The organism is Ralstonia insidiosa (assembly GCF_008801405.1).
Lineage (GTDB): Bacteria > Pseudomonadota > Gammaproteobacteria > Burkholderiales > Burkholderiaceae > Ralstonia > Ralstonia insidiosa.
This window is the reverse complement of record NZ_VZPV01000004.1, coordinates 95,863-122,457: the sequence shown is the minus strand read 5'-3', so window position 1 is coordinate 122,457 and position 26,595 is coordinate 95,863. Positions and strand designations below refer to the sequence as shown.

At 62.7% G+C, this 26,595-nt stretch carries 31 protein-coding genes and 1 tRNA gene; 10 read left to right on the top strand and 22 right to left on the bottom strand.

Translation table 11 applies throughout. The features are described 5' to 3' along the window. The first annotated feature begins 115 nt into the window (after positions 1-115). On the top strand, positions 116-445 hold the full coding sequence (locus F7R11_RS25220; protein WP_064805378.1) for a hypothetical protein: 330 nt from the start codon (positions 116-118) through the stop codon (positions 443-445). A gap of 205 nt (positions 446-650) precedes the next feature. On the opposite strand, the gene F7R11_RS25215 is transcribed toward F7R11_RS25220, so the two are convergent. Then, a complete protein-coding gene (locus F7R11_RS25215; protein WP_197495017.1) occupies positions 651-1,127 on the bottom strand; it encodes a MarR family winged helix-turn-helix transcriptional regulator in 477 nt (158 codons plus the stop codon). A gap of 97 nt (positions 1,128-1,224) precedes the next feature. Between F7R11_RS25215 and F7R11_RS25210 the strand changes: the two genes are divergently transcribed. Continuing rightward, positions 1,225-1,593 (top strand): antibiotic biosynthesis monooxygenase family protein, encoded by a 369-nt coding sequence (locus F7R11_RS25210; protein WP_064805380.1) that lies wholly within the window; start codon positions 1,225-1,227, stop codon positions 1,591-1,593. A gap of 24 nt (positions 1,594-1,617) precedes the next feature. Beyond that, positions 1,618-2,151 carry a hypothetical protein gene (locus tag F7R11_RS25205; RefSeq protein WP_064805382.1) on the top strand — a complete coding sequence of 178 codons (534 nt, stop codon included), beginning with the start codon at positions 1,618-1,620 and terminating at the stop codon, positions 2,149-2,151. 315 nt (positions 2,152-2,466) lie between these two features. Here the strand turns inward: F7R11_RS25205 and F7R11_RS25200 are convergent. From F7R11_RS25200 to petA, 6 genes are all read right to left on the bottom strand, one after another. Further along, positions 2,467-2,542 (bottom strand) — tRNA-Thr (locus F7R11_RS25200). A gap of 29 nt (positions 2,543-2,571) precedes the next feature. After that, positions 2,572-3,066 (bottom strand): ClpXP protease specificity-enhancing factor, encoded by a 495-nt coding sequence (locus tag F7R11_RS25195; RefSeq protein WP_031330192.1) that lies wholly within the window; start codon positions 3,064-3,066, stop codon positions 2,572-2,574. Between the two features lie 60 nt (positions 3,067-3,126). Further along, a complete protein-coding gene (locus F7R11_RS25190) occupies positions 3,127-3,738 on the bottom strand; it encodes a glutathione S-transferase N-terminal domain-containing protein (protein WP_004634649.1) in 612 nt (203 codons plus the stop codon). 149 nt (positions 3,739-3,887) lie between these two features. Continuing rightward, positions 3,888-4,631 carry a cytochrome c1 gene (locus F7R11_RS25185; protein WP_021197502.1) on the bottom strand — a complete coding sequence of 248 codons (744 nt, stop codon included), beginning with the start codon at positions 4,629-4,631 and terminating at the stop codon, positions 3,888-3,890. Positions 4,632-4,668: 37 nt separating this feature from the next. Beyond that, positions 4,669-6,072: a cytochrome b gene (locus F7R11_RS25180; RefSeq protein ID WP_031330195.1), complete on the bottom strand. Its 1,404-nt coding sequence runs from the start codon at positions 6,070-6,072 to the stop codon at positions 4,669-4,671. After that, the gene (petA, locus tag F7R11_RS25175) at positions 6,072-6,680 is read right to left on the bottom strand and encodes a ubiquinol-cytochrome c reductase iron-sulfur subunit (protein WP_031330196.1); all 609 of its coding nucleotides are present in this window, start codon (positions 6,678-6,680) and stop codon (positions 6,072-6,074) included. Before petA ends, F7R11_RS25180 begins: the two co-directional genes overlap by 1 nt. Before the next feature lie 245 nt (positions 6,681-6,925). Here petA and mscL point away from each other — a divergent pair, with 245 nt between their 5' ends. Then, positions 6,926-7,357 carry a large conductance mechanosensitive channel protein MscL gene (gene mscL, locus F7R11_RS25170; RefSeq protein ID WP_021197505.1) on the top strand — a complete coding sequence of 144 codons (432 nt, stop codon included), beginning with the start codon at positions 6,926-6,928 and terminating at the stop codon, positions 7,355-7,357. 15 nt (positions 7,358-7,372) lie between these two features. On the opposite strand, the gene F7R11_RS25165 is transcribed toward mscL, so the two are convergent. Next, a complete protein-coding gene (locus tag F7R11_RS25165; RefSeq protein ID WP_064805384.1) occupies positions 7,373-8,119 on the bottom strand; it encodes a Nif3-like dinuclear metal center hexameric protein in 747 nt (248 codons plus the stop codon). A 19-nt stretch (positions 8,120-8,138) separates the two neighbouring features. On the opposite strand from F7R11_RS25165, the gene F7R11_RS25160 reads away from it, so the two are divergent. Then, on the top strand, positions 8,139-9,350 hold the full coding sequence (locus tag F7R11_RS25160; RefSeq protein ID WP_021197507.1) for a Do family serine endopeptidase: 1,212 nt from the start codon (positions 8,139-8,141) through the stop codon (positions 9,348-9,350). 467 nt (positions 9,351-9,817) lie between these two features. On the opposite strand, the gene F7R11_RS25155 is transcribed toward F7R11_RS25160, so the two are convergent. After that, positions 9,818-10,924, bottom strand: coding sequence for a porin (locus tag F7R11_RS25155; protein WP_064805386.1), 1,107 nt, complete (start codon positions 10,922-10,924; stop codon positions 9,818-9,820). A gap of 336 nt (positions 10,925-11,260) precedes the next feature. Then, on the bottom strand, positions 11,261-12,403 hold the full coding sequence (locus F7R11_RS25150) for an ABC transporter substrate-binding protein (RefSeq protein WP_064805388.1): 1,143 nt from the start codon (positions 12,401-12,403) through the stop codon (positions 11,261-11,263). Between the two features lie 107 nt (positions 12,404-12,510). On the opposite strand from F7R11_RS25150, the gene F7R11_RS25145 reads away from it, so the two are divergent. From F7R11_RS25145 to F7R11_RS25125, 5 genes are all read left to right on the top strand, one after another. Beyond that, on the top strand, positions 12,511-13,215 hold the full coding sequence (locus F7R11_RS25145) for a response regulator (protein WP_064805391.1): 705 nt from the start codon (positions 12,511-12,513) through the stop codon (positions 13,213-13,215). Next, positions 13,212-14,744, top strand: coding sequence for a sensor histidine kinase (locus tag F7R11_RS25140; RefSeq protein ID WP_064805393.1), 1,533 nt, complete (start codon positions 13,212-13,214; stop codon positions 14,742-14,744). Before F7R11_RS25145 ends, F7R11_RS25140 begins: the two co-directional genes overlap by 4 nt. A 124-nt stretch (positions 14,745-14,868) precedes the next feature. After that, complete coding sequence (locus tag F7R11_RS25135) at positions 14,869-15,975, top strand: ABC transporter substrate-binding protein (protein WP_064805396.1); 1,107 nt, start codon at positions 14,869-14,871, stop codon at positions 15,973-15,975. An 87-nt stretch (positions 15,976-16,062) separates the two neighbouring features. Then, the gene (locus tag F7R11_RS25130) at positions 16,063-17,874 is read left to right on the top strand and encodes an ABC transporter permease (RefSeq protein ID WP_082932853.1); all 1,812 of its coding nucleotides are present in this window, start codon (positions 16,063-16,065) and stop codon (positions 17,872-17,874) included. Further along, positions 17,867-18,943, top strand: coding sequence for an ABC transporter ATP-binding protein (locus F7R11_RS25125; RefSeq protein ID WP_021197514.1), 1,077 nt, complete (start codon positions 17,867-17,869; stop codon positions 18,941-18,943). Before F7R11_RS25130 ends, F7R11_RS25125 begins: the two co-directional genes overlap by 8 nt. Positions 18,944-19,013: 70 nt before the next feature. Here the strand turns inward: F7R11_RS25125 and tatC are convergent, their stop codons facing one another. The 12 genes from tatC to hisC all read right to left on the bottom strand — a co-directional run bounded on the left by tatC (position 19,014) and on the right by hisC (position 26,585). Further along, positions 19,014-19,814 (bottom strand): twin-arginine translocase subunit TatC, encoded by an 801-nt coding sequence (gene tatC, locus F7R11_RS25120; RefSeq protein ID WP_064805398.1) that lies wholly within the window; start codon positions 19,812-19,814, stop codon positions 19,014-19,016. A 52-nt stretch (positions 19,815-19,866) separates the two neighbouring features. After that, positions 19,867-20,385: a Sec-independent protein translocase protein TatB gene (gene tatB, locus F7R11_RS25115; protein WP_021197516.1), complete on the bottom strand. Its 519-nt coding sequence runs from the start codon at positions 20,383-20,385 to the stop codon at positions 19,867-19,869. Positions 20,386-20,405: 20 nt separating this feature from the next. Continuing rightward, complete coding sequence (tatA, locus tag F7R11_RS25110) at positions 20,406-20,657, bottom strand: Sec-independent protein translocase subunit TatA (protein WP_021197517.1); 252 nt, start codon at positions 20,655-20,657, stop codon at positions 20,406-20,408. A gap of 74 nt (positions 20,658-20,731) precedes the next feature. Next, positions 20,732-21,106, bottom strand: coding sequence for a DUF4870 family protein (locus F7R11_RS25105; RefSeq protein ID WP_031330198.1), 375 nt, complete (start codon positions 21,104-21,106; stop codon positions 20,732-20,734). Between the two features lie 29 nt (positions 21,107-21,135). Beyond that, positions 21,136-21,510 (bottom strand): phosphoribosyl-ATP diphosphatase, encoded by a 375-nt coding sequence (locus F7R11_RS25100; RefSeq protein WP_048935332.1) that lies wholly within the window; start codon positions 21,508-21,510, stop codon positions 21,136-21,138. Beyond that, positions 21,503-21,925 (bottom strand): phosphoribosyl-AMP cyclohydrolase, encoded by a 423-nt coding sequence (gene hisI, locus F7R11_RS25095; protein ID WP_064805400.1) that lies wholly within the window; start codon positions 21,923-21,925, stop codon positions 21,503-21,505. Before hisI ends, F7R11_RS25100 begins: the two co-directional genes overlap by 8 nt. Further along, on the bottom strand, positions 21,922-22,698 hold the full coding sequence (gene hisF / locus F7R11_RS25090) for an imidazole glycerol phosphate synthase subunit HisF (RefSeq protein WP_064805402.1): 777 nt from the start codon (positions 22,696-22,698) through the stop codon (positions 21,922-21,924). Before hisF ends, hisI begins: the two co-directional genes overlap by 4 nt. A gap of 36 nt (positions 22,699-22,734) precedes the next feature. Next, on the bottom strand, positions 22,735-23,478 hold the full coding sequence (hisA, locus tag F7R11_RS25085) for a 1-(5-phosphoribosyl)-5-[(5-phosphoribosylamino)methylideneamino]imidazole-4-carboxamide isomerase (RefSeq protein WP_004634607.1): 744 nt from the start codon (positions 23,476-23,478) through the stop codon (positions 22,735-22,737). A gap of 66 nt (positions 23,479-23,544) precedes the next feature. Further along, positions 23,545-24,198, bottom strand: coding sequence for an imidazole glycerol phosphate synthase subunit HisH (gene hisH / locus F7R11_RS25080; RefSeq protein ID WP_021197522.1), 654 nt, complete (start codon positions 24,196-24,198; stop codon positions 23,545-23,547). Next, positions 24,195-24,818 (bottom strand): MarC family protein, encoded by a 624-nt coding sequence (locus F7R11_RS25075; RefSeq protein WP_021197523.1) that lies wholly within the window; start codon positions 24,816-24,818, stop codon positions 24,195-24,197. Before F7R11_RS25075 ends, hisH begins: the two co-directional genes overlap by 4 nt. A gap of 55 nt (positions 24,819-24,873) precedes the next feature. Continuing rightward, a complete protein-coding gene (gene hisB / locus F7R11_RS25070; protein ID WP_021197524.1) occupies positions 24,874-25,464 on the bottom strand; it encodes an imidazoleglycerol-phosphate dehydratase HisB in 591 nt (196 codons plus the stop codon). Next, on the bottom strand, positions 25,461-26,585 hold the full coding sequence (hisC, locus tag F7R11_RS25065) for a histidinol-phosphate transaminase (protein WP_064805404.1): 1,125 nt from the start codon (positions 26,583-26,585) through the stop codon (positions 25,461-25,463). The genes hisB and hisC overlap by 4 nt, the downstream gene beginning before the upstream one ends. Between the last annotated feature and the right edge of the window lie 10 nt (positions 26,586-26,595).

Here is a 26,595-nt window from a genome sequence, read left to right as displayed (position 1 = left end):
CCGCGCCTGCTTAACTGACCCTGTGGATACACTACCGCCACGAACCCGAGCGCACTGCGCCACCCACGCATCGCACTCGATCGCAGATCCCATTCGACATCAAACGAGAGGTTGTATGACGCGCTTAGCAACAATGCTCATGGCAGTTGCCGCCATTGCAAGCATGGCCGGATGCTCCACGGCCGGCATAGAGCAAACCAAGAACGCAGGCGAGGCGCCCATGGCTGAACACACGCAACCGGCAGGCGCATGCCAGGCCGCTTCGGTTCCGGACGACACACTCATCGGCAAATCCGAGCAAGATGCAACGACACTGCTGAACGGCTGCCTGTGGCGCGTCAGTGAACGCGACGGCAAGGCGTTGCCGGGCACGATGGACTATCGGGAAGAACGCCGTAATCTGGGTATCCAGAACGGCAAGGTGATTTGGGTGCGGCGGGGCTGAGGTTTCCCCTGCGCCGTCACGTGTTGCGAACGGACAAAGAAAAAGCGGCTTCCTTTTGGAAGCCGCTTTTGCATTTGGTGCGGCTGCAGGGGTGGAACAACCGCGAACCCAACCTCGCTTCCTCTGCCATCACTCGACTCGACAGGCTATTCGATGCAAAGAACGCGTCCCCGCACCCCCTGGATGCCTCGCACCGGGAACAATGCTATTCCAGCGACTCAGACTCGGTGGCGCCCTCAAGCCGCCTGCGTAGGGCGGTTAGCACTTGATGCGTGGTCTGAAGATCCGACGGTTCGAGCCCGTCCGCGAGCGCGTTGGCCCACGGCACTTCAACGCGCATGGCGTTGGCAAACGCGTCGCGCCCTGCGCTCGTCAAGACGACAAGTTGAGCGCGCCGATGGTGGGGATTGGGTTGGAATTCGAGCAACCCGTCTCTTACCAGGTCATTGACGATGCGTTGGATATTCTGGCGGTTGGCTCCCATGTCGCGGGCCAACCAGGCCACAGGCTGAGGACGCTCAGCCGCTGCGATCGTTCCCAACACCTGCCACCTGGCGCTGGTCAGGCCAATGTCGGCCACCAAGCGATCGCCGGCCGTCAGCATGCGGTTGTTCAGCCGGAACAGCTCCAGAACAAGATTCGTCAATGCCTCACCGGCAAGTGTGTGCTTTTCCAGGGTCATGACGCAATCATACCATCTTGACACCACAATGCCAAATTGCTACATTAAGGATGCATGATGTCAATTCGGTGTCGTGCAACCACCGAAGGACCTTGCCATGCTTTCGTTGCGCCCCCTTGATCCCGTCGCTCCTATTGAGCAACAGCTCCACTGCGCATCAACCCCAGTCGTCCTGGTGAATCTCTTCACTGTGGCAGAAGCAGATATCCCTGCCCTGATGGTTGCCTGGAAGCACGACGCCAACTGGATGAAACTCCAGCCCGGGTACATCTCGACCCAACTGCACAGGGCTGTCGGCGCAAGCGCTATGTTCATGAACTACGCAGTCTGGGAGTCGGTCGACCATTTCCGTGCTGCGTTCACCCATCCCGAGTTCGCCAACGCACTGGCTGCATACCCCTCCAGCGCCGTTGCGCAGCCGCACCTCTTCTCGAAGGTGTCGGTCCCCAACCTCTGCACGGCTTGAGCCTGCAAAGTCGAAAAGACAACCATGCCCAAACTCATTCATCGCATCGGCAGCACGATCGCGCCGCTATGCATTGCGACCTTCTTCCTCTCGACCCTGCTGTGTGAGCTGTTTGCCACCCGCACGGTGGTGGCCCAGTTGAAGTCTCTGATCGTCACGCCAGGATTGTGGATCCTGATTCCTGCGCTTGCAGCGACAGGAGCGAGCGGAATGTTCCTTGCAAAGTCGCGACGCGGACGGCTGGTCGACGCCAAAAAGAAGCGCATGCCGATCATCGCGGCTGTGGGTCTGCTGGTGCTCGTGCCCTGCGCCATCGCGTTGAACCGCTGGGCTTCGGCGGGAGCCTTCGACCCCACCTTCTACCTGGTCCAGACGATCGAGCTGCTGGCCGGCGCAACGAATCTCACGCTGATCGGCCTCAACGTCCGCGACGGGCTACGCTTGAGCGGCCGGCTGCGGGCAAAAAGCCAGTCGCCACTCAATCGCCCTGAGCTTCGGCAAACGCAAGGTTCTACCTTGAATATGAGAAACCGGAGAGACCATCCGAAACACAGTTGACTCTCGACCTCTACCCCTCCTGAATTCGCCATGCAAGTTGGAGGCATCGGGTTCTGTGTGTCAGTTTATGGGGCGATGGTGAGCGGATAGCCGCGTTGAACAACCGAAACGGACAACGTGGGTCATGCCCAGGCCACTGCAGGGGCATCAAAGCCGCGACATGACTGAGCACGATGTACGCAAGCGGCAGGGGCAAGCGGCTCTACAGCCTTGCGCGATCGACTCGCCATGCCCCCTCCGAAGAGTTCGTAGAAAACTCGACGTTTTGTAGACGCAAAGAAAAAGCGGCTTCCTTTCGGAAGCCGCTTTCGCATTTGGTGCCGGCTGCAGGACTCGAACCCGCCACCTGATGATTACAAATCAACTGCTCTACCAGATGAGCTAAGCCGGCAAAGAAACGCGATTCTAACCTAACACGCGTTACTTGACGACCTTCAGTGCAGGTTTGCCACCAATTCGTGGCACATTCGGCGGCGGCTCGTCTTCCGGGCCGCCATCCACCTCTGCGGCAACCGGTGCAGGCGCCGATTCGGAGTCCACTGCAGCCAACTTGGGCGGCGGATTGTTCTCGCGTTCGGTGGCGGCTTGCGTGGTCGGCGTACTGCGCTCAACCGGGAAGGCCATGCCCTGCCCATTCTCGCGCGCGTAGACGGCGAGCACGTTCTCGACCGGCACTTCGATCTTGCGCGACACGCCTGAGAAGCGCGCGCTAAACGTAATCCACTCGTTGCCCATGTCGAGCTGACTGGTCGCGTCAAAGCTCACGTTCAGCACGATCTCGTCATTCTTGACGAACTCGCGCGGCACGTTGGTACTGTTATCGACGAAGACAGCAATGTACGGCGTGAAGCCGTTGTCCGTGCACCATTCGTAAATGGCCCGGATCAGATAGGGCTTGGTGGAGGTTTCCGACATGATGAAATCAGTAACCGCGGGTGCGGCCATGCTGGTGCATGGCCCATAACCCGGCGGCAATCAGCGGCGCATGACCTTTTCCGACGGGGTCAGCGCTTCAATATACGCCGGACGGCTGAAGATACGCTCGGCGTATTTCATCAGCGGTGCGGCGTTCTTCGAGACTTCAATGCCGTAGTGATCCAGGCGCCACAACAGCGGCGCGATCGCCACGTCGAGCATCGAGAACTCTTCGCCCAGCATGTACTTGTTCTTCAGGAAGATCGGAGCGAGCTGCGTGAGGCGGTCACGGATGGCGGCACGCGCCTTCTCGTGATTTTTCTCGGCAGCCTTGCCCTTTTCGTTCTCCAGCACCGACACGTGCGTGAAGAGTTCCTTTTCAAAGTTGAACAGGAACAGGCGAGCACGGGCGCGCTGCACCGGGTCAGCCGGCATCAGCTGCGGGTGCGGGAAGCGCTCGTCGATGTACTCGTTGATGATGTTCGACTCGTACAGGATGAGGTCACGCTCGACCAGGATGGGTACCTGGCCGTACGGGTTCATCACCGCGATGTCTTCCGGCTTGTTGAAGAGATCGACGTCGCGAATCTCGAAATCCATGCCCTTTTCGAACAGGACGAGGCGGCAACGCTGCGAGAACGGGCAAGTGGTGCCCGAGTACAAGACCATCATGGTTGTAGTTCCTTGACGCATGGGCCGGGGGCGGCCCGATGACGGTACAACCGTGGCGGTAAACCTTACCGCCACGGCACAAAAAGCCAAAAGGCAAGGGCTAGGACCAGTTCTTCACCGGCCTAGCCCTTGCCCGGAAAACACGGATTTTACTTGATGTCCTTCCAATAGGCCGCATTCAGGCGCCAGGCCAGCACAAAGAACACGCCAATGAACAACAGAACCCACACGCCCAGGCGCTTGCGCAGGTTGCCGGCAGGCTCTGCCATCCAGTCCAGATACGTGACAAGGTCGGCCGCTGCCTGGTCGTATTCGACCTTGCTCATCTTGCCCGGCACCGCCAGTTCAAAGCCGACGAGCTTCTTCTCGACCTCGCCGTGCTCGGACTTCACTTCGGCGTACTTCGGCACCTGCTGACCCTGCAACTCCCACAGCACGTGCGGCATGCCGACCTTGTCGAACACCAGGTTGTTCCAGCCGGTCGGACGCGTGTCGTCGCGGTAGAACGTGCGCAGGTAGGTGTAGAGCCAATCGCTGCCGCGCGCGCGCGCAATCACCGACAGGTCCGGCGGCACGGCGCCGAACCACTTCTTGGCGTCGTCTCGCGACATGGCGATATGCATCAGGTCACCGACCTTGTCCGACGTGAACAGCAGGTTCTTCTGGATCTGCTCTTCGGAGAGGCCGATATCGCGCAGGCGGTTGTAGCGCATCGCGCTTGCGCCGTGGCAGTTCAGGCAGTAGTTGACGAACAGCTTGGCACCGCGCTGCAGCGCGGACGTGTCGCTGGATTGGTTGGGCGCCGAATCGAGCGGCACGCCGCCCTCATTGGCCATCACAGGCGCGGCAAACACGAGACCGGCCAAGGCGAAAATCGCGAGCAGCTTTTTCATTCTTGTGTCCTTCATGGGTCCTTGTGCGCGGGTTCTATCAGTGCGGCGTGAACGTGACGCGCTCAGGCACTGGCTTGAACGTCCCGATCCGGCTCCAGATCGGCATCGCGAGGAAGAACGCGAAGTACAGAATGGTGCCGATCTGCGAGATGATCGAACCGATCGGGCTCGGCGGCTGGATACCCAGGTAGCCCAGCACCGCAAAGGCGATCACGAAGAGGATCAGCAGCGTCTTGTGGAAGCCCGGACGATAGCGGATCGACTTGACCGGCGATTGATCCAGCCACGGCAGGAAGAAGAAGATCACCACCGAGCCGCCCATCACCACCACGCCCCAGAACTTGGCGTCGATGAAGGCAAAGCCCAGCGCCAGAATCACGGCCACCGCCACCGCCACGCCCTTGACCTTCATGCTCTTCGAACGCACGAACAGCAGGCCCAGCATGATCGCCAGGAAGCCCCACAGGACCGGCAGGAAGTCCGACGTGGTCGCACGCAGCATCGAGTAGAACGGCGTGAAATACCACACCGGCGCAATGTGCGGCGGCGTCTTCAGCGAGTCTGCCGGGATGAAGTTGTTGGCTTCCAGGAAGTAGCCGCCCATTTCCGGCGCGAAGAACACGATCGCGCTGAAGATGAACAGGAACACCGCCACGCCCACGATGTCGTGCACCGAGTAGTACGGGTGGAACGGAATGCCGTCGAGCGGAATGCCACGCTCATCCTTCTTGGCCTTGATCTCGACACCGTCCGGGTTGTTCGAGCCCACTTCATGCAGCGCGATGATGTGCGCCACCACTAGGCCCAGCAGCACCAGCGGCACGGCAATCACGTGGAACGAGAAGAAGCGGTTCAGCGTTGCGTCCGACACCACGTAGTCACCGCGAATCCACAGCGACAGGTCCGGGCCGATCAGCGGGATGGCGGAGAACAGGTTCACGATCACCTGCGCGCCCCAGTACGACATCTGGCCCCACGGCAGCAGATAGCCCATGAAGGCTTCGGCCATCAGGCACAGGAAGATCAGGCAGCCGAAGATCCAAACCAGCTCGCGCGGCTTGCGGTACGAGCCGTACAGCATGCCGCGGAACATGTGCATGTAGACCACGACAAAGAACGCCGACGCGCCGGTCGAGTGCATGTAGCGCACCAGCCAGCCCCACGGCACTTCGCGCATGATGAACTCCACGCTCGCGTAGGCGACGGGGATGCCGGCGGCGTTGAGCGTGCCGTCCGGCTTGTAGTTCATCACCAGGAAGATGCCGGTGAGGATCTGGATCACCAGCACCAGCAGCGCCAGTGAGCCAAAGAAATACCAGAAGTTGAAATTCTTCGGCGCGTAGTATTCCGACAGATGCGCCTTCCACAGCTCGGATGCCGGGAAGCGCGCATCGATCCAGCCCAGCAGCCCGGTTGTCTCCACCTTCTTCTCGGCCATGATCAAGCCTCCCCTTTCTCGTCTTTACCGATCACCAGCTTCGTGTCCGACAGGAACATGAACGGCGGAACGTCCAGGTTCTGCGGGGCCGGCTTGTTCTTGAACACGCGGCCTGCCAGGTCGAACGTGGAGCCATGACAGGGGCAGACGAAGCCGGGGTCGCCGGCAAGCTGCACGTTGGCGCCTGCGGGAAACGGACCGGACGGAGAGCAACCCAGGTGAGAGCAGATGCCGACCACGACCAACAGGTCTTTATGTTCGGCGCGGGAGCGGGTTTCGTTCTTGCAGTAGTCCGGCGTCTTCATGGTGAAGGGCACGTCGGACTTGGGGTCGGCGACTTCAGCGTCGGTTTTCTTGAGCGATTCCAGCATTTCGGGCGTGCGCTTGAGCAACCAGACCGGCTTGCCGCGCCATTCCACCACCTTCATCTGGCCAGGCGCCAGGTCACTCACGTCCGCCTCTACGGGCGCGCCCGCTGCACGGGCTTTTTCAGATGGTGCGAATGTGCAAACGAAAGGGGCCGCAACTGCAACCCCTCCCACACCACCAGCGACGGACGTCGCAATCAACAGATTGCGGCGCCCTTTATCGACGTTTTGCTGGTCACTCATTCAAGACCCCAGGGTGAGAAATCAAGATAGGTTCGCGTCAACCAAAAATTATACCCGAGCGTACGAAGCCGACGATACCCGTCGCGGGGCACGCTGCTTGCGGATATAGTTGACCTACCGATCGCCCGCCAGCCCAGTGCCAGCGCGGTTTCGGAGTGTCTCCTATAAACTCGCTTTCAACAATTCAGGTCAACCGATCCACAGCTTGACCGTTTGTGTCGAATCAAACAATCCGGAGAAAACCGATGGCACTTGTGCAAGACTTCAAAAAATTCGCGATGCGCGGCAACGTCATCGACCTGGCAGTCGGTGTGATCATCGGTGCGGCGTTCGGCAAAATTGTCGACTCGCTGGTCAATGACCTGATCATGCCGCTGATCGGCCGTATCGTCGGCAAGCTCGATTTCTCGAATCTGTATATCCAGTTGGCCGACGCCCCTGCAGGCGTGCCGCAGACGCTGGCCGATCTGAAGAAGGCAGGCGTGCCGGTCTTCGCCTACGGCAACTTCATCACCGTGGCGGTCAACTTCCTGATCCTGGCGTTTATCGTGTTTCTGATGGTGCGCGCCATCACGCGCATGACCGAGGCCAACAAGGCACCCGAAGCCGCCCCAGCAACGCCGGAAGACACTGTGCTGCTGCGCGAGATCCGCGACAGCCTCAAGGCCAAGGGTTAATCAGTACGCACCGCCTCACACCGGATTCGGAATATCGATGAAGGTGTGACGCACGCCAAAGCGCTCGGCGAGGTGGTTGCCGAGCGCCTGAACGCCACCGCGCTCGGTGGCATGGTGGCCCGCTCCGATGTAGGCCACACCGGATTCGCGCGCCAGATGCGTGGTCTGCTCGGATGCCTCGCCGCTCAGGTAGACATCCACCCCCGCCGCGACGGCCGCTTCAAACCAGCCCTGCGCGCCGCCCGTGCACCAACCGACCGTACGCACCGGCCGGTCGGCTTCGCCGAGCACCAGCGGCGCCCGGTTCAGCCGGGCCGCGACCGACTCGGCAAACACACCCAGCGTGGTCGCCTGGGGCAACGAGCCGATCCAACCCAGTTCATCGTCGCCAAAGCGACCCTTGGGCTCGATACCAAGCAATGTGCCCAGTTGTGCGTTGTTGCCGAACTCCGGATGCGCATCCAGCGGCAAGTGGTAGGCGAAGAGATTCAGGTCGTTCGCAAGAAGCCGCTTCAGACGCGCGTGCTTCTGACCTACGATGCGGGCGTCCTCGCCCTTCCAGAAATAGCCGTGATGCACGAGGATGGCATCGGCACGCGCATCGACAGCCGCCTCAATCAAAGCCAAACTGGCGGTGACCCCCGTCACAATGTGGGTGACGTCTTCGCGACCCTGCACTTGCAGACCGTTGGGGCAATAGTCCCGAAAACGGGCCGCTTGCAACAGGTCGTTCAAGTACAATTCAAGTTCTTTTCGATCCATTTCGACTCAATTTCGCCCTATGTTGCGCCGCTTTTGGCTGTTTTTTGCACAAGCCGTCACGGTCGTCCTGGCCGTCTGGTTTGTGATTGCCACCCTCAAGCCCGAGTGGCTCCAGCGGGGCAAGATGGCTGTGCAGTCCGGCTCGCCCATCGTCGCACTGAAAGAAGTCGCGCCGATCGGCCACGGCGGCACCTCCAGCAACTCCTACGCGGAAGCCGCCAAGGTGGCAATGCCGGCGGTGGTCAACATCTTCAGCAGCAAGAACGCTCCGAAGCGCAACAACAACCCACAGGCCAGCACAGACCCGTGGTTCCGCTTCTTCTTTGGCGACCGCGCCCCCGAGCAACGCCAGGAGCCGACAGCCAGCCTGGGCTCGGGCGTCATTGTCAGCTCGGAAGGCTACATTCTAACGAACCACCATGTGGTGGATGGCGCCGACGAAATCGAAGTGGCGCTTACCGATGGCCGCAAGGCTAACGCCAAGGTGGTTGGCTCCGACCCGGAGACCGACCTGGCGGTCCTCAAGATCAATCTGCCCGACCTGCCGGCCATCACGCTGGGCCGCCTGGAAAACGTGCGCGTTGGCGACGTGGTGCTCGCCATTGGCAATCCGTTCGGTGTGGGCCAGACGGTGACAATGGGCATCGTCTCGGCGCTGGGCCGCAGCCACCTGGGCATCAACACGTTCGAGAACTTCATCCAGACCGACGCGGCGATCAACCCTGGTAACTCAGGCGGCGCATTGGTGGATGCCGACGGCAACCTGCTCGGCATCAACACGGCCATCTATTCGCGCTCGGGAGGCTCGCTTGGGATTGGCTTCGCGATTCCCGTGTCGCTGGCCAAGCAGGTGATGGAGTCGATCATCTCGACCGGCAGCGTGGTGCGTGGCTGGATCGGCGTTGAACCACAAGACGTGACACCGGAGATTGCCGAATCATTCGGCCTGTCGCGCAAGGATGGCGCGCTGATCGCTGCGGTAGTCCAAGGGGGACCGGCGGATCGAGCAGGCCTGCGCCCCGGCGACATCCTCACCAGCGTGAACGGCCAACCGATTGCCGACACGACCGCGCTGCTGAACAGCATTGCCCAGCTCAAGCCTGGCGCGGAAGCCAAGGTGGCCGTGTCGCGCAAGGGCAAGGCAGTCGAACTCACGATTGTCGTCGGCAAGCGCCCGGCGCCAACGCGACGCAACGTACCGATGCCCTCTCAGGACGAAGAAGAGCAGTAAGCAGCGTACGCAGTGACAACACACAAACGGCGGCCAATGTGCCGCCGTTTTTTACCGGCACCAACCATGGGGCTGCCGAGCAGCCAGGAAAGTGGAAAGTCTTCACCCGGCATGACCAAGCCCCCCCCCTCTGGAATGCCGGTCGAATCAAGGTACAGGCATCTGCCCTCTTCACCCAAGGCGTCACGCGATCGCACGTGCGCCGCGGCAACTCAAGCGCAGGTCCGGACCCAGCCAAGTCACACCCACACTGGCAAGACAACGCTTTGCGCTCACCATCCAATCCATATGCTTTCGCGAGCGAGCCTGTTTTGCGGCCGGTGAAAACAAAGCAACCAACAGGCTCACCTCCACCCCACGATCAACCAATCGCCGCACATAAACCGCTCACACAAAGAAAAACGCCGACCCCTTTCGGGATCGGCGTTTAACCGTTTAATTCGATGCGCCCTTACGAGCGCGTCAAATTAGAACTTGTGACGCAGGCCGACGGTAGCGCCGAACTGGTTGTTGCTGTTGTTCGGGCCCGAGAACACTTGGCTGCCGTTCGTCAGCGTCGTACCAGCGTAGCTAGCGTCGTTCAGGCCGATCACGCCCAGACCCGAACCGCCGCTGTTCTTAGCATAGGCCAGGTTGAAGTAAGCGTCGGTGCGCTTCGACAGAGCGTAGTCGGTGCCGACCACGAACAGCCACGGGTTGCCCGTGCCGCTGTTCTTGAACTGTTGGTAGTAAGCCGTACCCGTCAGCGTCAGAGCCGGCGTAGCTTGGTAGCCCAGGCCTGCCCAGTACAGGTTCGAACGCAGGTTGCCATTGCCAGCAACGGTTGCGTAGTTAGCCTTGTACCAACGGTAGCCAGCGTACAGCTTGGCCGGACCGAAGGCGTACGTGCCAGCGATCGTGGCGCGTTGTTCCTTGTTGTCGCTGCCAACAACCGTCGAGTTGGTCGAGTCATACACTGCGCCGATGCCCAGCGGGCCGCCAGCGTAGTTAGCACCCAGGCTCCACTCACGGCCGGTCTTGCTGCTGCCAGCAACTTCGTTGCCGTTGTTGTTGAACGAGTACAGAGCCGAGACGCTCAGGCCACCGAACGTGCCGATGTACTTGACGGCGTTGTCAGCACGACCCGAGAAGAAGGCGTCTTGCGAAGCCAGCGAGTAACGCGTGGCAATTGCCATCGGGTCATAGATCAGCGAGAAGTCGTACAGCAGGTTTTGCTGACGACCCAGGGTCAGTTGACCCCACTGGCCTTGCAGACCAACGTAAGCGTTACGACCGAACAGACGGCCACCTTGACCCGACGTGCCGGTGTCAATGTTGAAGCCGCTTTCCAGGTTGAAGATACCCTTCAGGCCACCGCCCAGGTCTTCAACGCCACGCAGGCCCCAACGCGAGCCCGACAGGCCGCCCGAATCCAGGCCAATACGCGAGCCGCTCGAACCAGCGGTTGCGCCCGGCACCTTGTTTGCGTAGGTCAGACCAGCGTCGACCACACCGTACAGGGTCACGGAGGATTGTGCATAGGCGCCACCGGCGGCCAGAGCTGCAACAGCAGCTGCAAACAGTTTCATCTTCATATCGACACTTTCCTTGTCAACTGATTGGGAAATCTTGACTGTCCTTATGGACGACGTAGATACCTCACGTCTGACCGCATTATGGGCCAGCGTTGACAGATTCCGGAAACCCTTTCTGGCTCTGGAGCACGATTTGCGGCCAAGTTGTTGCTCATGGGCAACACGCGGGAGCCCCCCTCGGACAGGGGCCGAGACGGGCTTTTGGCGCGATGGCGCGGGGGTTGGCGGCCAATTGTCGGGGGCTGGCGGCGTGCCATTTTTGTCACCCGGGTGCCGACAGAAATTGTCGCCTTCTCGCCACGCTCACCCAAAAAGAGCCCCTTAGATCTCTTTCACTTAACGACCGAGCGCAGCGCGCCATCGCTTCAGGAAATCGGCACGGCGCAGCTGATCTTGATGGGCGAGTAAACCCGGGCCAACCGGAATGGGCCGATGCGTATTGCCCAGTTCGGCAAGCAGGCGCTTGGCGGTCAACCCGGTCTCGACGTCCTGACGCAGCGAGAAAAGGAATGCGCGGTCGGCCATCACACTCTGGCCGTCACGCGAGAGCATGAAGTCGAGCCACAGGCGCGCAGCGTTCGGCCGGGCAGCGCGGCGAGCAATGAAGGCGACGCGGGTGGCGACCAGCGTGTAGTCGGCCGGCATCTTGATGGCGAGCGCGGGATTGCGATCGGCGTAGCGCGCGGCGTACGAGCCGATCACGTCATAGGCAAGCAGGCTTTCACCGGAGGCGACGCGCTCGAGCATGGCGGCCGTGGTGATGTACAGGTTGACGTTGACGCCACCCAATGCCTTGGCAACATCCCAGAACACGGGGGAGGTGCGCGCATCTTCCGCCGCAAACAGGAAGGCGGAGCCCGAGTGCTCGATGTCGTACGCGGCAACGCGGCCGCGCAGCAAGTCGCGATGGCTGTTGAGGATGCGGGCGAAATCGGCGTGCGTGGACGGCACCAAGTCGGCGGACAACTGACGCGCGTTGTAGACGAAGACGACCGGCTCGTAGCTCGTGCCATAGGCTTCGTTCTTCCAGATGGCCCACGACGGCAGGTAGGGCCGCTCGGGTGATGCATACGACAGCGCGTGGCCATCGTTGACGAGCTTGAACTGCTCGGGCATCGCCGAGCTCCACACGACGTCGGCGCCGGGCGACTTGGAGGCAAGTTCTGCGAGGAAGCGTCGGTAGATGTCGTCGCTGTTCTGCTCGCGGTAGTCGACGGTGATGCCGGGGTAGCGCGCCTCGAATGCGCGGATGAGCGGGTGGGCGGCAGCAAAGTCCGTCGTCGAATAGACCGTGACGCGGCCTTCGCGTCGGGCGGCGTCGATCATCGCGCCGTAGTCGCGCGGGTAGTACGACGGCAGTTCGGGCGCGGAGCCCGCCAGCCATTGCGCATGACCCTCAAGCGAAACGGCACCCCCCGCGGCCAACAGCGCGGCGGCCTGGCACAGCCAGCGGCGACGGGAATTTGGGATGGACGACATGCAGGTCAGTCCGCATCCATGAGTTGGTGTGATTTGACGGTGTAATCGCGATGCGGGCGCACGCATTATCATGAAAAAGCACACAGAACGATATTGAGAGACACCCGATGCGGATTTTGCTGGTGGAGGATGAGGACGAATTGGCGGCATGGCTGGCGCGCGCGCTGGCACAAAGCGGCTTCGTGATCGAGCGCGCAGCCGATGGCGTGATTGCGGAAGCCTTCCTCGGCTCCGGAGAATTTGACGCGGTGGTGCTGGACCTGCGGCTGCCGCGCAAGGATGGCTTTGCCGTGTTGGCCGACATGCGTGCGCGGGATGACCGCACGCCGGTGTTGATCCTCACGGCGCAGGGTGCGCTGGATGAGCGCGTGCGCGGTCTCAATGCAGGCGCGGATGACTTTCTCACCAAACCGTTCGCGCTGGCCGAGCTGGAAGCGCGACTGATGGCGCTGATTCGGCGCAGCCGCGGCCGGGCGTTCCCGCGTCTGCGTTGCGGACCGCTGGAGTTCGACACCGGGCGCAAGGCGTTCCTGCTGTCAGGCGAGCCGCTCTCGCTTACGCCGCGCGAGCACGCTGCGCTGTCGGCGCTGCTGCACAAGACCGGCCAGCCGATCGCCAAGGTGCATCTGTTCGACAAGGTCTTCAACCTCGACAGCGATTCGAGCCCCGACGCGGTGGAGGTCGTCGTGCACCGCCTGCGCAAGAAGCTGGCCGGCACGGGCGTGCAGATCGTCACCGTGCGGGGTCTGGGCTACATGCTCGAAGCCGGCGCGAGCGACGTCAGCACCGTCGGCGACAACACCGCCTCATGACGCAACGGCTTGCCCTGCTGCCGCGCAGTCTGAAACTCACGCTGCTGTGGCTGCTGCTGCCCGGGTTGATCGGCGTGCTGGCGATCGACATCGTGAGTGCGTACCAGGCGCTGCGCAGCGCCACCGATCGCGCGTACGACCGCGCTCTGCTCGGCTCGGTGCGCGCCATCGAGAACGGCGTGACGATCGAGCGCGGCCAAGTGCAGGTCAACGTGCCGTATGTTGCCTTGTCGATGTTCGAGTCGACCGCGCAGAGCAGCGTCTACTACCGCGTCGCCTTCGAGCCGGCACCGGGCAAAGCCCCCGAGGCCGCGCTCACCGGGTATGACGACCTGCCGCTGCCCACCACGCGCCTGGAGAACGACACCGAGTTTTTCTACGATGCGCTGTATCACGGTGAGCCGGTGCGTGTGGTGGCCGTTGCCAAGCCGCTGTATCAGCCGGGGCTGCCGGCACGCATCGTGATCCAGGTGGCCGAAACCATCGAGACACGGCGTGCGCTGCAGCAGGCCGTCTGGCGCGGCACCCTGCTGCGCGATGCGGCGCTGGTGGTAGTGAGCGCGGCGCTGCTGTGGCTGGGCGTAACCGTGGCGCTGCGCCCGCTGAACCGTCTTGCGCGCAGCATCGCAGTCCGCGCTTCTGACGACTTGCGGCCGCTCGATGCCGCGGACGTCCCCGCCGAGGTGCGCCCGCTGGTGCAAGCGATCAACCACCACATCCAGCGCTACGCAGAACTGGCGGAGGCGCAGAGCCAGTTCCTCGCCGATGCATCGCATCAGATGCGCACGCCGCTGGCCGTGCTGCTCACGCAGGCCGAATACGCGCTGCGCGAAACTGACCCGGCGCGCGTGCGAGAAAGCCTGACAGCCATCATCGCGCGGTTGCAGTCGACTAATCGGCTGACCTCGCAGTTGCTCGCGCTCGCCCGCGCGCGCCACGCGGGGCAGGATGCACCGGCCGAGACGTTCGACCTGGGCGAGCTAGCACGCGACGTGGTGGTCGATGCCTTGCCGCTGGCACGCGAAAAGCAGCAGGACCTCGGTTGGGACGATGCAGGGCTCGCCGCAACCCTGTCCGTCACGGGCTACCCTGCCTTCCTGCGTGAAGCGCTGTCCAACTTGGTACACAACGCGATCCGCTACACCCCCGCCGGTGGACGCATCACCGTGCGGGCAATTGCCGACGGCGACACCGCGCTCGTCAGCGTGGATGACACCGGCCCCGGCATGAGCGCCGACGAGCGCGCGCACGCGTTTCAGCGATTCCGCCGTGCGCATGAAGGTGGTGGTCGTGCGGCGAAGTTGAAAAATGCGCCCAACAGCGCGCCGAAGGATGCGCGCTATGCCGCAGAGGGTTCTGGCCTGGGATTGGCGATCGCGCGGGCGTATGCGGCGCGCAGCGGCGGGCAAATCGAACTGGCCGATGGCGAGCCGAACGGGCATGGCGGCGTGGGCCTATCTGCGCGGATTCGCGTGCCGCTCACAACATCAGCGGCGCTTCCTGAGCATGTTGCAACGCAGCAGCTTTAATGAAAGCGTGACGAAAGCGCGCGACTTCTATACTGCGCCGCACCTGGGGCCATCCGCCCGAGCTACACGCACATCGCCATAAGTAGCCAGCCCCACGACACCTAAGCAAACAGGAGACAAACCCATGCTTCGTGGCCGCTTTGTGCCCGCGCACGCCGCTCTCGCTTCGATTGCAGCTGCCGCTCTGACCCTCAGCACCGCTGCACTCGCGCAAGTCCCGGCTGGCTATCCCGCCAGCTACGCCGACACCATCGCCGCCGCCAAGAAGGAAGGCAAAGTCGTGGTCTACGCCACGACCGATACCAAAGCGGCCGACCCGCTGATCAAGGACTTCGAGTCGCTCTACCCCGGCGTGAAGGTCGAATACAACGACATGAACAGCAGCGAGCTGTACAACCGCTTCATCAGCGAGCAGGCCGCCGGCGGCGCCTCAGCTGACATGATGTGGAACTCGTCGATGGACTCGCAGCTCAAGCTCGCGCAGACCTACGCGCTGAAGTACGACTCGCCCGAAGTGCCGCACCTGCCGACGTGGGCCGTCTACAAGGGCCTGGCCTACGGCACCACGTATGAGCCGGCTGTGTTTCTGTACAACAAGCGCCTGATCAAGGACAGCGAAGTCCCGCAAACGCACGCCGACCTCGCCAAGCTGGTGGGCAGTCAGGGCGAGCGTTTCAAGAACAAGGTCACGACGTACGACATCGAGAAGTCCGCCGTGGGCTTCATGATGGCTGCGCAGGACAACCTGGATTCGCCGCAGTACTTCGACTTCATCAAGGCGGTCGGCCCGAACCTGGTGCTGCAGTCGTCCACCGGCACGATGATGGAACGCGTGGCCTCGGGCGAAAACCTGGTGGCGTACAACATCCTCGGCTCGTACGCGATTGCGCGCGCGAAGAAGGACCCGTCGATCGGCATCGTCTATCCGAAGGACTACACGCTGGTGGTTTCGCGCGTGGCGATGATTGCCAAGAAGGCGAAGAACCCGAACGCCGCCAAGCTGTGGCTGGACTACATCCTGTCCAAACGCGGCCAGGACATCCTCGCCAACAAGTCGGATCTGCACTCGCTGCGTGACGACGTGACGGGCGAAGCGACTGCCGCCGGCCTGAAGAAGATTCTCGGCAACACGATCAAGCCGATTCCGGTGGACGAATCGATCCTGGCATTCCTGGAACCGAAGAAGCGCCTGGACTTCATCAAGCAATGGCGCACTGCCGCCGGTCGTTGATCTGCTGACTTGCTGATCGCGATTCCTCTCATCTGACCGACCCGCTGGCGCCATCCGACTCTGGCGCCAGCCCCTCTTGGAGGCACCATGCGTTCTCTAGCGCAAGACCGTGCCGCCGCTTCGGAAGTCTCCCTCAAGCGCTCGCCCTGGACGCGTGTGGGACAGGCTTTGCCGCGCGGCGTGGTCATCCTGCTTACCGCGCTGGCGATTTTCACGCCGCTGGCGCTGATCTTCTACCAGAGCTTCCTCTCCGCGCCGTTCTTCATGCCCGACGCGCTGGCGGGGCTCGATGCGTATCGCTTCATCTTTACGGATTCGGATTTTTGGCACGCCTTTGAGAAGTCGGCTGCGCTGGCATTTGGTCTGGCAGCGATCTCGGTGCCACTGGGCGGCATCCTGGCGTTCCTGATGGTGCGTTCGGACCTGCCCGGCCGCCGCATCCTTGAGCCGCTGCTGATGATCCCGGTGTTTGTCTCGCCGATGGTGCTGGCGTTCGGCTACGTCGTCTCGGCTGGCCCCGTGGGCTTCTACACGGTGTGGTTCAAGCACCTGTTTGGGGGTGCGCCGTGGAACGTGTATTCGTTCACCAGCATCATCATCATCGCCGGCCTGACGCACGTGCCGCACGTGTACCTGTATGTCTCGTCGGCGCTGCGCAGCCTCGGCTCGGATGTGGAAGAAGCCGCGCGTATCGCGGGTGCATCGCCGCTGTCGGTCGCGCTGAACGTGAGCCTGCCGATGGTGCGCCCCGCCCTGCTGTACGCAGCCGTGCTGGTGACCTTCCTGGGCTTCGAAGTGTTCGGCCTGGTGCTGGTGCTGGGCGATCCGGAAGGCCACCTGGTGCTGGCCACGTATCTGTACAAGCTGACCAATAAGCTCGGCACACCGGCCTATCACCTGATGGCCGCCGTGGCAGTCTGCCTGGTGATGGTGACCTTCCCGCTGGTGCTGCTGCAGCGCTACATGCTGAAGTCGGCCAACCGCTTTGTCACCGTCAAGGGCAAGGTCACGCGCAGCCGCCCGCTGCCGCTGGGCAAGTGGCGCTGGCCCGCGTGGGCAATCGTCGTGTTCTGGTTCTTCGTCACGGTGGTGGTGCCGCTTTCGGGTATCGCGCTGCGCGCCTTCGTGTCGAACTGGGGGGAAGGCGTGTCGCTGGTCGAGGCCTTCTCGACCACGGCGTTCCAGCAAATCTTCGAGCAGCCGCAGTTCCTGCGTGCGATGGTCAACACGGTGCTGATCGGCGTGATCGGCGGTGCGATCGCGGTGGCCAGCTACACCTGCATCGGCCTGGCCATGCACCGCAAACCGGACGGCTGGACGCGCTTCCTCGACTACAGCGTGCTCGTGCCGCGTGCGGTGCCAGGCCTGCTGGCCGGTCTGGCCTTCCTGTGGGTGTTCCTGTTCGTGCCGAACTGGATCGAAACCGGCCTGACCGACAGCGGCCTGCCCTTCGCCAACTGGATCATCGAGCACGTCGTGCCGAGCCTGCGCGACCTGCGCAGCACGATCTTCAGCGTGTGGATCGCCTATACGGTGGTGTGGATGGCCTACGGCTTGCGCCTGATCTCAGCGGCACTGCTGCAGGTCGGCCCTGAGCTGGAAGAGGCGGCACGCTCGGTGGGCGCCACCCGTGCCCGCACCACGCGCGACGTGACCGTGCCGCTCACGCGCTACGGCCTGCTCGGCGCCTGGCTGCTGATCTTCCTGATTTTCGAGCGCGAGTACTCGACCGGTGTGTACCTGCTGTCGCCGGGCACCGAGACGATCGGCTCGATGCTGGTTTCCCTGTGGGCGGGCGGCGCCATCGATATCGTCGCCGCGCTGTCCTTCGTCAATATCGTGCTGGTGGCCGTCGGCCTCGGCATCGCACTGCGTTTCGGGGTAAAGCTCCATGATTGAACTCACTGTCAACGACCTGCACCTGCAATACGGCAACAACCCGGTCCTCAAGGGTGTCTCGATGCAGTTGCAGAAGGGCGAGGTCGTCTCGCTGCTGGGTCCGTCCGGTTCGGGCAAGACCACGCTGCTGCGCGCCGTCGCCGGCCTCGAACAGGCCAGCCAAGGCACCGTCCAGATCGGCGATCGCGTCATGTTCGATGGCGCCAAGAAGCTCGACGTGCCGGCCGAAGGGCGCAACCTGGGCTTGGTGTTCCAGTCGTACGCACTGTGGCCGCACAAGACCGTGGCCGAGAACGTCGCCTACCCGCTCAAGCTGCGCAAGACGCCGTCCGCACAGATCAAGGAACGCGTGCAGGCCGTGCTGCAGCAACTGGGCCTCGGCCACCTGGGCGAGCGCTTCCCGAGCCAGCTCTCCGGCGGCCAACAACAGCGCGTGGCAATCGCCCGTGCGCTGGTCTACAACCCGCCTGTGATCCTGCTCGACGAGCCGCTCTCCAACCTCGACGCCAAGCTGCGTGAAGAAGCCCGCGCCTTCCTGCGCGAGCTGATCGTGCGCCTGGGCCTCTCCGCGCTGATGGTCACCCACGACCAAAGCGAAGCGATGGCCATGTCCGATCGCATCCTGCTGCTCAACAACGGTGTGATCGAGCAACAAGGCACGCCCGAAGAGATGTACGGCGCGCCGCAAACCCTCTTCACCGCCGAGTTCATGGGCAGCAATAACCGCGTCAACGGCAAGATCGCCGAAGTGCGTGATGGCATGGCCCGGCTGGTCGATGAGGCTGGCGGTTGGTCGCTGTGGGGTGTGGCGCGCGGCGATCTGAAGCCGGGTGCATCGGCGCATGGCGTGATCCGCCTGGAGCAGGTGCGTGTGGGCGTGGACAACGCCGACAACACCATCCGCCTGCCGCTGGCCACCCGCATGTACCTGGGCGACCGTTGGGAATGCCTGTTCCGCGCAACGGGCGATGCTGGCACGGGTCTGCGCGCCTACGCCAGCAGCGCGCCAAGCGAGGGCCAATATGCGCTGACCTTCCCGCGCGAGCAATTCTGGTTGTACGCCGCGTAAGCAGGCATCGCAGAAACGAGAAAGGCAGCCGAGGCTGCCTTTTTCTTTGGGCGATCGTTGAATCGGCCCGTCAGTCCTTCACCGCTGGTAGATGCTCCGGGGTCTCTTCTGGCGCGACCGTCTTGCGCAGGAAGATCGCCGCCAGAATCAGCCCCAGCTCGTACAGCAACCACAGCGGCACCGCCAGCAACAACTGCGACATCACGTCCGGCGGAGTCACTACGGCCGCAATCACGAACGCACCCACCACCACGTACGGGCGTGCCTGGCGCAGCTTGTCCAGGCTGACGATGCCAAAGCGCACCAGCACCATCACCACCACCGGCACCTCAAAGGTGATGCCAAAGGCAAGGAACGTGGTCATCGCAAAGCTGAGGTACTTGTCGATATCGGTCGACATTTCCGCGCCCAATGGCGCGTTGTAGTGCGCCATGACCTTGAACACGGTCGGGAAGACGAGGAAGTACGCAAACGCCACGCCGCAGAGGAACAGGATGTAGGTACTGACCACCAGCGGCATGATCATGCGCTTCTCGTGCGAGTACAGCCCCGGCGCCACGAAACGCCAGATCTGATACAGCACCCACGGCAGCGCGATCAGAAAGGCCGCCAGCAGCGTCACCTTCATCGGCACGAAGAACGAGCCGGTGACGTCCGTCACGATCATGTGGCCGTTCTTGGGCAGCGCCTGAATCAGCGGCCGCGAGAACAGGTTGAAGATGTCCGGTGCCCAGTAGACGAGGCCCAGGAAGATCAGCAGCACACCCGCACCGGCCTTGACGATGCGCTCGCGCAACTCGACCAGGTGCGAGATGAAGGTTTCCTGCGCGCCGTCCTCGGGCGATTGCGGATCGAGCGGAGCAGCACTCATGTCGGCTGGAGGGGGATGCGGTCAGAGCACCCAGCGGTGGGTGCTCGGAGAATCATTCGAAGAAGGAACGCCCACGCGACTGCGCGGCAACGATAGGCGGACGATGGCGCTTGACGCGCGCGGCACCCGATTGCGCCCACATGCGCACGCCCTGCTTCTGGCGATACCACTTGGGCATCGACAACTGCTTGTTGCGCCAGCTGTTGCGGCCATTGCGCGACTTGCCCGGCGCCGGGCGCCAGTCAGGGGCGGAGGTGGCGGTCTCGCGCAACGCCGGATCGCCGAGCGCCTCGTTCAGGCGTTCGTTGATTTCCGACGTGTGCTTGCTGACCTCCTGGTGGATGGTCTGCTCGACATTGCGCGCGGCCTGCTCGAAATCGGTGCGCATCTTGCGCAGCTCTTCGAGCTCGATCTCGCGGCTCACCTCGGCCTTCACATCGGCGATGTAACGCTGCGCGCGACCGAGCAACGCACCGGCCGTGCGCGCCACTTTGGGCAGGCGCTCCGGCCCGATGACGACAAGCGCCACCATGCCAATCAGCGCCAGCTTGGAAATGCCGAGATCGATCATCAGTCAGCGAGCGACAGTGCTCAGCCTTGCTTGGACTTTTCGCGCGCCTCGACGTCGATCGTCGTCGAGTCGTGCAGTTCGCGCGGCGGCTGGCCAGCGGTCTGTTGCGGGGCGGCCGGCTTGTCGTCCGCGGCGCCTTCCTTCATGCCGTCCTTGAAGCCCTTCACGGCACCACCGAGGTCTGAACCGATGTTACGCAGCTTCTTCGTGCCGAACACCATCATGACGATCACCAGCACGATCAGCCAGTGCCAAATGCTAAAGGAACCCATGTCCTACTCCCACGTAAATATGACTGCGACTGGCGCCATGACTGCAGCAACGGTGGCGGCGCCATTGATAGATTTTACTGATTGGCGTACATCGGCTTGCTGTCGTTGAGGTACAGCCAGCCCTTCACAATACGATACAGCATCCAGATGCCCAGAACCCACAGCACCGCAAAGCCGATAAAGGCCAGCGGAATGAGCATCACGCCGATCGCAGCCCATAGTACGCACCACCAGAACGAACGGATCTGCCAACGAAAGTGCGACTCGTACAGCGTGCCGCGCACATCGTCGCGCTTAACATACCCGACGATGATGGCAATCAATGCAGTGATGCCGCCGGTCAGCCAAAAAATGGCGTAGAGCGCATACAGGATATGCGTCAGCCGCCGCAGCCCGGCCAGACGTTCTTCGTCTGTCGTCACTGTCACCGCTGATCCGTAGTTGTCCACGCTGCCTCCCTGCGACGATGCGTCACCGATCAGTCACCTGCAGCGTCGCGAGCCTGCGACTTGCGCAACGCCTTCTCTTCCAACCCCGAGAGTCCTTCGCGGCGTGCCAGTTCGTTAACCACATCATCCGGCGTGAGGTCGAAGTGCGACAATAGCACCATGGTGTGGAACCACAGGTCGGCCACTTCGTAGACGACTTTGCCGCGCGCCTCGTCGGTCATGCCGGCGGCGCGGGCGTCCTTGGCGGCCATGACCGTCTCGGTGGCCTCCTCGCCGATCTTCTTGAGGATGGCGTCATCGCCCTTGTTGAACAGGCGCGCGATGTAGCTCTTGTCCGGGTCACCGCCATTGGCGAGCTTGCGGGATTCGAGCACCTCGCCCAGACGGCGCAGGGTGTCACTCATGGTTGTGGCCGGGCTTGCCGGCATAGATTTCGTCGGGGTCTTTGAGCACGGGTTCAACGGTGAGCCAGTCACCGTCTTCCGCACTGCCTTCGAACTTCTGGAAGAAGCACGCGTGGCGGCCAGTATGGCAGGCGATGCCGCCAACTTGGGTGACGCGGAGCAAGACCACGTCTTCGTCGCAGTCCAGGCGGATCTCGTGCACCTTCTGGATGTGGCCGGACTCCTCGCCCTTGTGCCACAGGCGCTTGCGCGAACGCGACCAGAACACGGCCTCGCCGGTCTCCACGGTCTTCTGCAGCGCCTCGCGGTTCATGAAGGCGAACATCAGCACGTCGTTGCTGCCCTGCTCCTGCACGATCACAGGCACGAGGCCGTTGTCGTCCCAGTGGACCTTATTCAGCCACTTCTTACTCATAGTCCGATCCGTACTGGAATGCCTTTTTCAGCCATGAATTGCTTGGCCTGGCCGACGGTGTATTCACCGTAGTGGAAGATGCTGGCGGCCAGCACCGCATCGGCGTGACCTTGCTGGATGCCTTCTGCCAGATGCTGCAGATTGCCGACGCCGCCGGAGGCGATCACAGGCACTGGCACGGCATCAGACACCGCACGCGTGAGTTCAAGGTCGAAGCCAGCCTTGGTGCCGTCGCGGTCCATGCTGGTGAGCAGGATCTCGCCCGCACCGCGCTGTGCCATCTCGCGCGCCCACGCCACGGCGTCCAGGCCCGTGCCCTTGCGGCCACCGTGCGTGAAGACCTCCCAGCGCGGGGCTTCGCCCTCAGCCGACACCTTCTTGGCGTCGATCGCCACGACGATGCACTGCGCACCATGGCGGGCGCTGGCGTCCGACACGAGCTGCGGGTTCGACACAGCAGACGAGTTCATGCTGATCTTGTCCGCACCGGCATTGAGCAGCCGGCGCACGTCTTCCAGCGCGCGCACGCCACCGCCGACGGTCAACGGAATGAAGACCTGCGACGCCACCGCCTCGATGATGTTCAGCATCAGGTCGCGTCCATCAGACGTGGCGGTGATGTCGAGGAAGGTGATTTCGTCGGCGCCCTGCTCGTCGTAGCGACGGGCGATTTCAACGGGGTCGCCCGCGTCGCGCAACTCGACGAAGTTGACGCCCTTGACCACCCGGCCGTTGGTCACGTCCAGGCAGGGGATGATTCGTTTGGCTAGCATGATGAGTCGGGTGCCGAGGCACCCGTTGAGCGCAGCTTAGGCTGCGCCGAGTTTGTCCGCGAGAGCTTGCGCTTCCTTGAAGTTCAGGTCGCCCGAATAGATGGCGCGGCCGCAGATCACGCCTTCCACGCCATGCTCTTCGACCGCGCAGAGGTGGTCGATGTCCTTCAGGTTCGACAAGCCGCCGCTGGCGATGACCGGAATCTTCACCGACTGTGCCAGCTTGACGGTGGCATCGATGTTGATGCCCTGCAGCATGCCGTCGCGGCCGATGTCGGTGTAGATGATGCCTTCGACGCCGTAGTCCTCGTACTTCTTGGCGAGGTCCACGACTTCGTGGCCCGAGAGCTTGCTCCAGCCGTCGGTCGCCACCTTGCCGTCCTTGGCATCGAGCCCGACGATGATGTGGCCGCCAAATGCCGTGCATGCGTCGCGCAGAAAGCCCGGATCCTTGACCGCCGCCGTACCGATGATCACGTACGACAGGCCGTCGTCGAGCCAGCGCTCGATGGTGCCCAGATCGCGGATGCCGCCGCCGAGTTGCACGGGAATCTCGTCACCCACCTCAGCGAGGATGGCCTTGACGGCCGCCTCGTTACGCGGCTTGCCCGCGAAAGCGCCATTCAGGTCGACGAGGTGCAAGCGGCGCGCGCCCTGCTCGACCCAATGCCGCGCCATGGCAGCGGGGTCTTCCGAGAACACGGTGGCTTGATCCATATCGCCTTGTTTGAGGCGCACACATTGACCGTCCTTCAGGTCGATGGCCGGGATGAGCAACATAAGCGTGACGACAAAGTTGAGGGGGTAAAGGGGAAAACAGGGCTGCTTGTGACGGTGACGCCAGATTCAGGGGTTCCAGTGCACGAAGTTGCGGTAAATCTGCAAACCGGCCTGTGCACTTTTTTCCGGGTGAAACTGTGTGGCAAAAATATTATCCCGGGCGATGGCACAGGTAAACAGCACCCCGTACTCGGTCTCCCCGACCGATTCTTCAGCCCGCGCGGGTCGTGCATAGTAGCTGTGCACGAAATAAAAGTAGCTGTCGTCCGGCACGCCGGCCCACAGCGCGTGGGGGCGACTCTGACGCACGCGGTTCCAGCCCATCTGGGGCACTTTGTACCGCGAACCGTCCGGTTGCAACTGGCCGTCCAGATCAAAACGAATCACTTCGCCGCCGATCAGACCCAACCCTTGGGTGTACTCCTGGCCCGGACGCGCCTCGGTGCTGCGCTCGAGCAGCATTTGCTCCCCCACGCACACACCGAGCATCGGCTTGGTGCGAGACGCCTCGAGCACGGCTTCGCGCAAGCCCGATTGGTCAAAAGCAGCCATGCAGTCGGGCATGGCGCCCTGCCCCGGCAGCACCACGCGGTCGGCCGCGCGAATCTCGTCGGCTTGCGCACTGATGCGCACATCGGCTTCCGGAGCCACCGTACGCAGGGCCTGCGCTACCGAGCGCAGGTTGCCCATGCCGTAATCGACAATTGCAATCGTAGTCATGATTTGAGAACAGGCAACAGGGTTTTCAGCCCGTCGACAATGAATTCCACGGCCAGCGCCGCCAGGATCAAACCCATCAACCGCGTGCCGACGTTGATGCCGGTGCGACCGATGACCCGGGCGATGGGCTCGGCGGCACGGAGCACGATCCATACCACCAGCGCGATCGCCACGCCCACGCCAGCCAGCAAAAACAACTCCCACCAGTGGCGGGTCTTGCCCGCATAGACGATCACCGTGCTGATCGAGCCAGGGCCCGTCAGCAGGGGAATCGCCAGCGGCACGACGGCAATGCTGGCCTTGGCACCGGCCTCATCCTCTTCTTCGGGCGTGGCCTTGGTGCGGCTGGTCTGCGCGTTCAGCATGTTCAGCGCGATCATGATCATGATGATCCCGCCGCCCACCTGCAGCGAGCCGACCGAAAACCCGAAAAAGCCGATGATCTGCTCGCCCAGCAACGCGGACAGGCCAATCACGATCGCCACCGAAATCGATGCGACCTTGATGGTGCGGCGCTTTTCCGCATCCGTCTGACTTTCGGTCAGGCTGATGAAGAACGGGATCGCCCCGATCGGGTTGATCAGCGCGAGCAGCGAGAAAAAGCTCTTGGTCAGATCCATGGGACCGGTGGCCGTTTTTGGAGTCGGGTAGGCGCGGCCAGGCCGACGCGTAGGATCAGAGCGTGCCCTTGGTCGACGGAATGGTGCCGGCAGCGCGCGGGTCCAGTTCAACGGCCATGCGCAGCGCGCGGCCAAAGGCCTTGAACACGGTTTCGATCTGGTGATGCGCGTTGATGCCGCGCAGGTTGTCGATATGCAGCGTCACGCCGGCATGGTTGACGAACCCGCGGAAGAATTCGATGGACAGGTCCACGTCAAAGCTGCCGACGCGCGCCCGCGTGAACGGCACGTGGAACTCCAGGCCCGGACGGCCGGAGAAGTCGATCACAACGCGCGACAGGGCTTCGTCCAGCGGCACGTAGCTGTGGCCGTAGCGCACGATGCCCTTCTTATCACCAACTGCTTTGGCGACGGCTTGGCCGAGCGTGATGCCGACGTCTTCCACGGTGTGGTGATCGTCGATATGGGTGTCGCCGGTGGCCGTGACTTCCAGGTCGACCATGCCGTGGCGGGCAATCTGGTCGAGCATGTGGTCGAGGAACGGGACGCCGGTGTTCAGCGTCTGCTTGCCCGTGCCGTCCAAATCAAGGGCGACGCGGATCTGCGTTTCAGAGGTGTTGCGAGTAACCTCGGCACGGCGGCTCATGGGGCTTCCTGCATCGATGCGGCAAAGGCATCGAGAAATTGCGCGTTTTCTTCGGGATTGCTGACCGTCACGCGCAGACAGTTGGCCAGCAACGGGTGCATTTTACTGACGTTTTTGATAAGAACCCGCCGTTTTAGCAGGCGATCGAACATTCCCGCTGCATCGGGTACGCGCAATAGGATGAAGTTGGCGGCACTCGGGAAGACTTCAACACCCGGCAGCGCAGCCAGCGCGTCGATCAGCTTGGTCCGCTCGGCGCGCAGAGTCGCTGCCTGGGCATCGAGCACATCGACGTGATCGAGCACGAACTGGGCGGTGGCCTCGGTCAGCACATTGATGTTGTACGGCGGGCGCACCTTGTCCAGCTCGGCAATCCACTTGGGATGGCCGGCCACGTAGCCGAGGCGGATACCCGCCAGGCCCAGCTTGGAGACGGTGCGCATCACCAGCAGGTGGTCGAAGTCGCGCAGGCGCGGCATCCAGCTGTGCTGCGCGAACGGCTGGTAGGCCTCGTCAACCACCACCAGGCTCTGGCACACCGGGCCGCGTGCGGCGCGGATGATGGCATCCATGTCAGCCGCGTCGAACAGATTGCCGGTCGGGTTATTCGGATAGGCCAGGTAGATGACGGCGGGCTGGTGCTCAGCCATGGCAGCCAGCATCGCTTCGCGGTCGAGCGTGAGGTCCGCCTTGAGCGGCACGCCGACGAACTTCAGCCCCAGCAACTGCGACGACATCGCATACATCACGAAGCCCGGCACGGGCGCCATGACCGTCGCCCCTGGCTTGGCGGCTGCGATGGCGATCAGGCTGATGATCTCGTCTGAACCGTTGCCCAGCAGTACCTCGGCACCCGCCGGCACGTGCATCACGCGCTTGAGCTGCGCCTTGAGCGCATCAGCGGTCGGCACGGGGTAACGGTTGAGCGCTACGTCGGCCAGGCGCTTGCCCAGCGCCTCGCGCAGCATCGCCGGCAGCGGGTACGGGTTCTCCATCGCGTCCAGCTTGACCATGCCGGTCGCGTCGGGCACGTGGTACGCGCCCATGGCACGCACGTCGTCGCGCACGATACGGGCGAGCAGGTCATCAAGAGAGGGCTGGACTGGCGCGGAGACGTTCATGCTTGTGGGA

Coding starts and splice junctions, on each gene's coding strand:
- F7R11_RS25145 (WP_064805391.1), top strand. CDS start 12,511: ATGCGGATTTTGCTGGTGGAGGATGAGGACGAATTGGCGGCATGGCTG.
- F7R11_RS25140 (WP_064805393.1), top strand. CDS start 13,212: ATGACGCAACGGCTTGCCCTGCTGCCGCGCAGTCTGAAACTCACGCTG.
- hisF (WP_064805402.1), bottom strand. CDS start 22,698: ATGCTAGCCAAACGAATCATCCCCTGCCTGGACGTGACCAACGGCCGG.
- F7R11_RS25165 (WP_064805384.1), bottom strand. CDS start 8,119: ATGGATCGAAAAGAACTTGAATTGTACTTGAACGACCTGTTGCAAGCG.
- F7R11_RS25135 (WP_064805396.1), top strand. CDS start 14,869: ATGCTTCGTGGCCGCTTTGTGCCCGCGCACGCCGCTCTCGCTTCGATT.
- tatB (WP_021197516.1), bottom strand. CDS start 20,385: ATGATCGATCTCGGCATTTCCAAGCTGGCGCTGATTGGCATGGTGGCG.
- F7R11_RS25185 (WP_021197502.1), bottom strand. CDS start 4,631: ATGAAAAAGCTGCTCGCGATTTTCGCCTTGGCCGGTCTCGTGTTTGCC.
- F7R11_RS25215 (WP_197495017.1), bottom strand. CDS start 1,127: ATGACCCTGGAAAAGCACACACTTGCCGGTGAGGCATTGACGAATCTT.
- F7R11_RS25195 (WP_031330192.1), bottom strand. CDS start 3,066: ATGTCGGAAACCTCCACCAAGCCCTATCTGATCCGGGCCATTTACGAA.
- F7R11_RS25190 (WP_004634649.1), bottom strand. CDS start 3,738: ATGATGGTCTTGTACTCGGGCACCACTTGCCCGTTCTCGCAGCGTTGC.
- hisB (WP_021197524.1), bottom strand. CDS start 25,464: ATGAGCCGCCGTGCCGAGGTTACTCGCAACACCTCTGAAACGCAGATC.
- F7R11_RS25075 (WP_021197523.1), bottom strand. CDS start 24,818: ATGGATCTGACCAAGAGCTTTTTCTCGCTGCTCGCGCTGATCAACCCG.
- tatA (WP_021197517.1), bottom strand. CDS start 20,657: ATGGGTTCCTTTAGCATTTGGCACTGGCTGATCGTGCTGGTGATCGTC.
- F7R11_RS25130 (WP_082932853.1), top strand. CDS start 16,063: ATGCGTTCTCTAGCGCAAGACCGTGCCGCCGCTTCGGAAGTCTCCCTC.
- hisA (WP_004634607.1), bottom strand. CDS start 23,478: ATGTTGCTCATCCCGGCCATCGACCTGAAGGACGGTCAATGTGTGCGC.
- F7R11_RS25220 (WP_064805378.1), top strand. CDS start 116: ATGACGCGCTTAGCAACAATGCTCATGGCAGTTGCCGCCATTGCAAGC.
- petA (WP_031330196.1), bottom strand. CDS start 6,680: ATGAGTGACCAGCAAAACGTCGATAAAGGGCGCCGCAATCTGTTGATT.
- hisC (WP_064805404.1), bottom strand. CDS start 26,585: ATGAACGTCTCCGCGCCAGTCCAGCCCTCTCTTGATGACCTGCTCGCC.
- hisI (WP_064805400.1), bottom strand. CDS start 21,925: ATGAGTAAGAAGTGGCTGAATAAGGTCCACTGGGACGACAACGGCCTC.
- F7R11_RS25210 (WP_064805380.1), top strand. CDS start 1,225: ATGCTTTCGTTGCGCCCCCTTGATCCCGTCGCTCCTATTGAGCAACAG.
- hisH (WP_021197522.1), bottom strand. CDS start 24,198: ATGACTACGATTGCAATTGTCGATTACGGCATGGGCAACCTGCGCTCG.
- F7R11_RS25160 (WP_021197507.1), top strand. CDS start 8,139: ATGTTGCGCCGCTTTTGGCTGTTTTTTGCACAAGCCGTCACGGTCGTC.
- tatC (WP_064805398.1), bottom strand. CDS start 19,814: ATGAGTGCTGCTCCGCTCGATCCGCAATCGCCCGAGGACGGCGCGCAG.
- F7R11_RS25155 (WP_064805386.1), bottom strand. CDS start 10,924: ATGAAGATGAAACTGTTTGCAGCTGCTGTTGCAGCTCTGGCCGCCGGT.
- F7R11_RS25205 (WP_064805382.1), top strand. CDS start 1,618: ATGCCCAAACTCATTCATCGCATCGGCAGCACGATCGCGCCGCTATGC.
- mscL (WP_021197505.1), top strand. CDS start 6,926: ATGGCACTTGTGCAAGACTTCAAAAAATTCGCGATGCGCGGCAACGTC.
- F7R11_RS25150 (WP_064805388.1), bottom strand. CDS start 12,403: ATGTCGTCCATCCCAAATTCCCGTCGCCGCTGGCTGTGCCAGGCCGCC.
- F7R11_RS25125 (WP_021197514.1), top strand. CDS start 17,867: ATGATTGAACTCACTGTCAACGACCTGCACCTGCAATACGGCAACAAC.
- F7R11_RS25100 (WP_048935332.1), bottom strand. CDS start 21,510: ATGAGTGACACCCTGCGCCGTCTGGGCGAGGTGCTCGAATCCCGCAAG.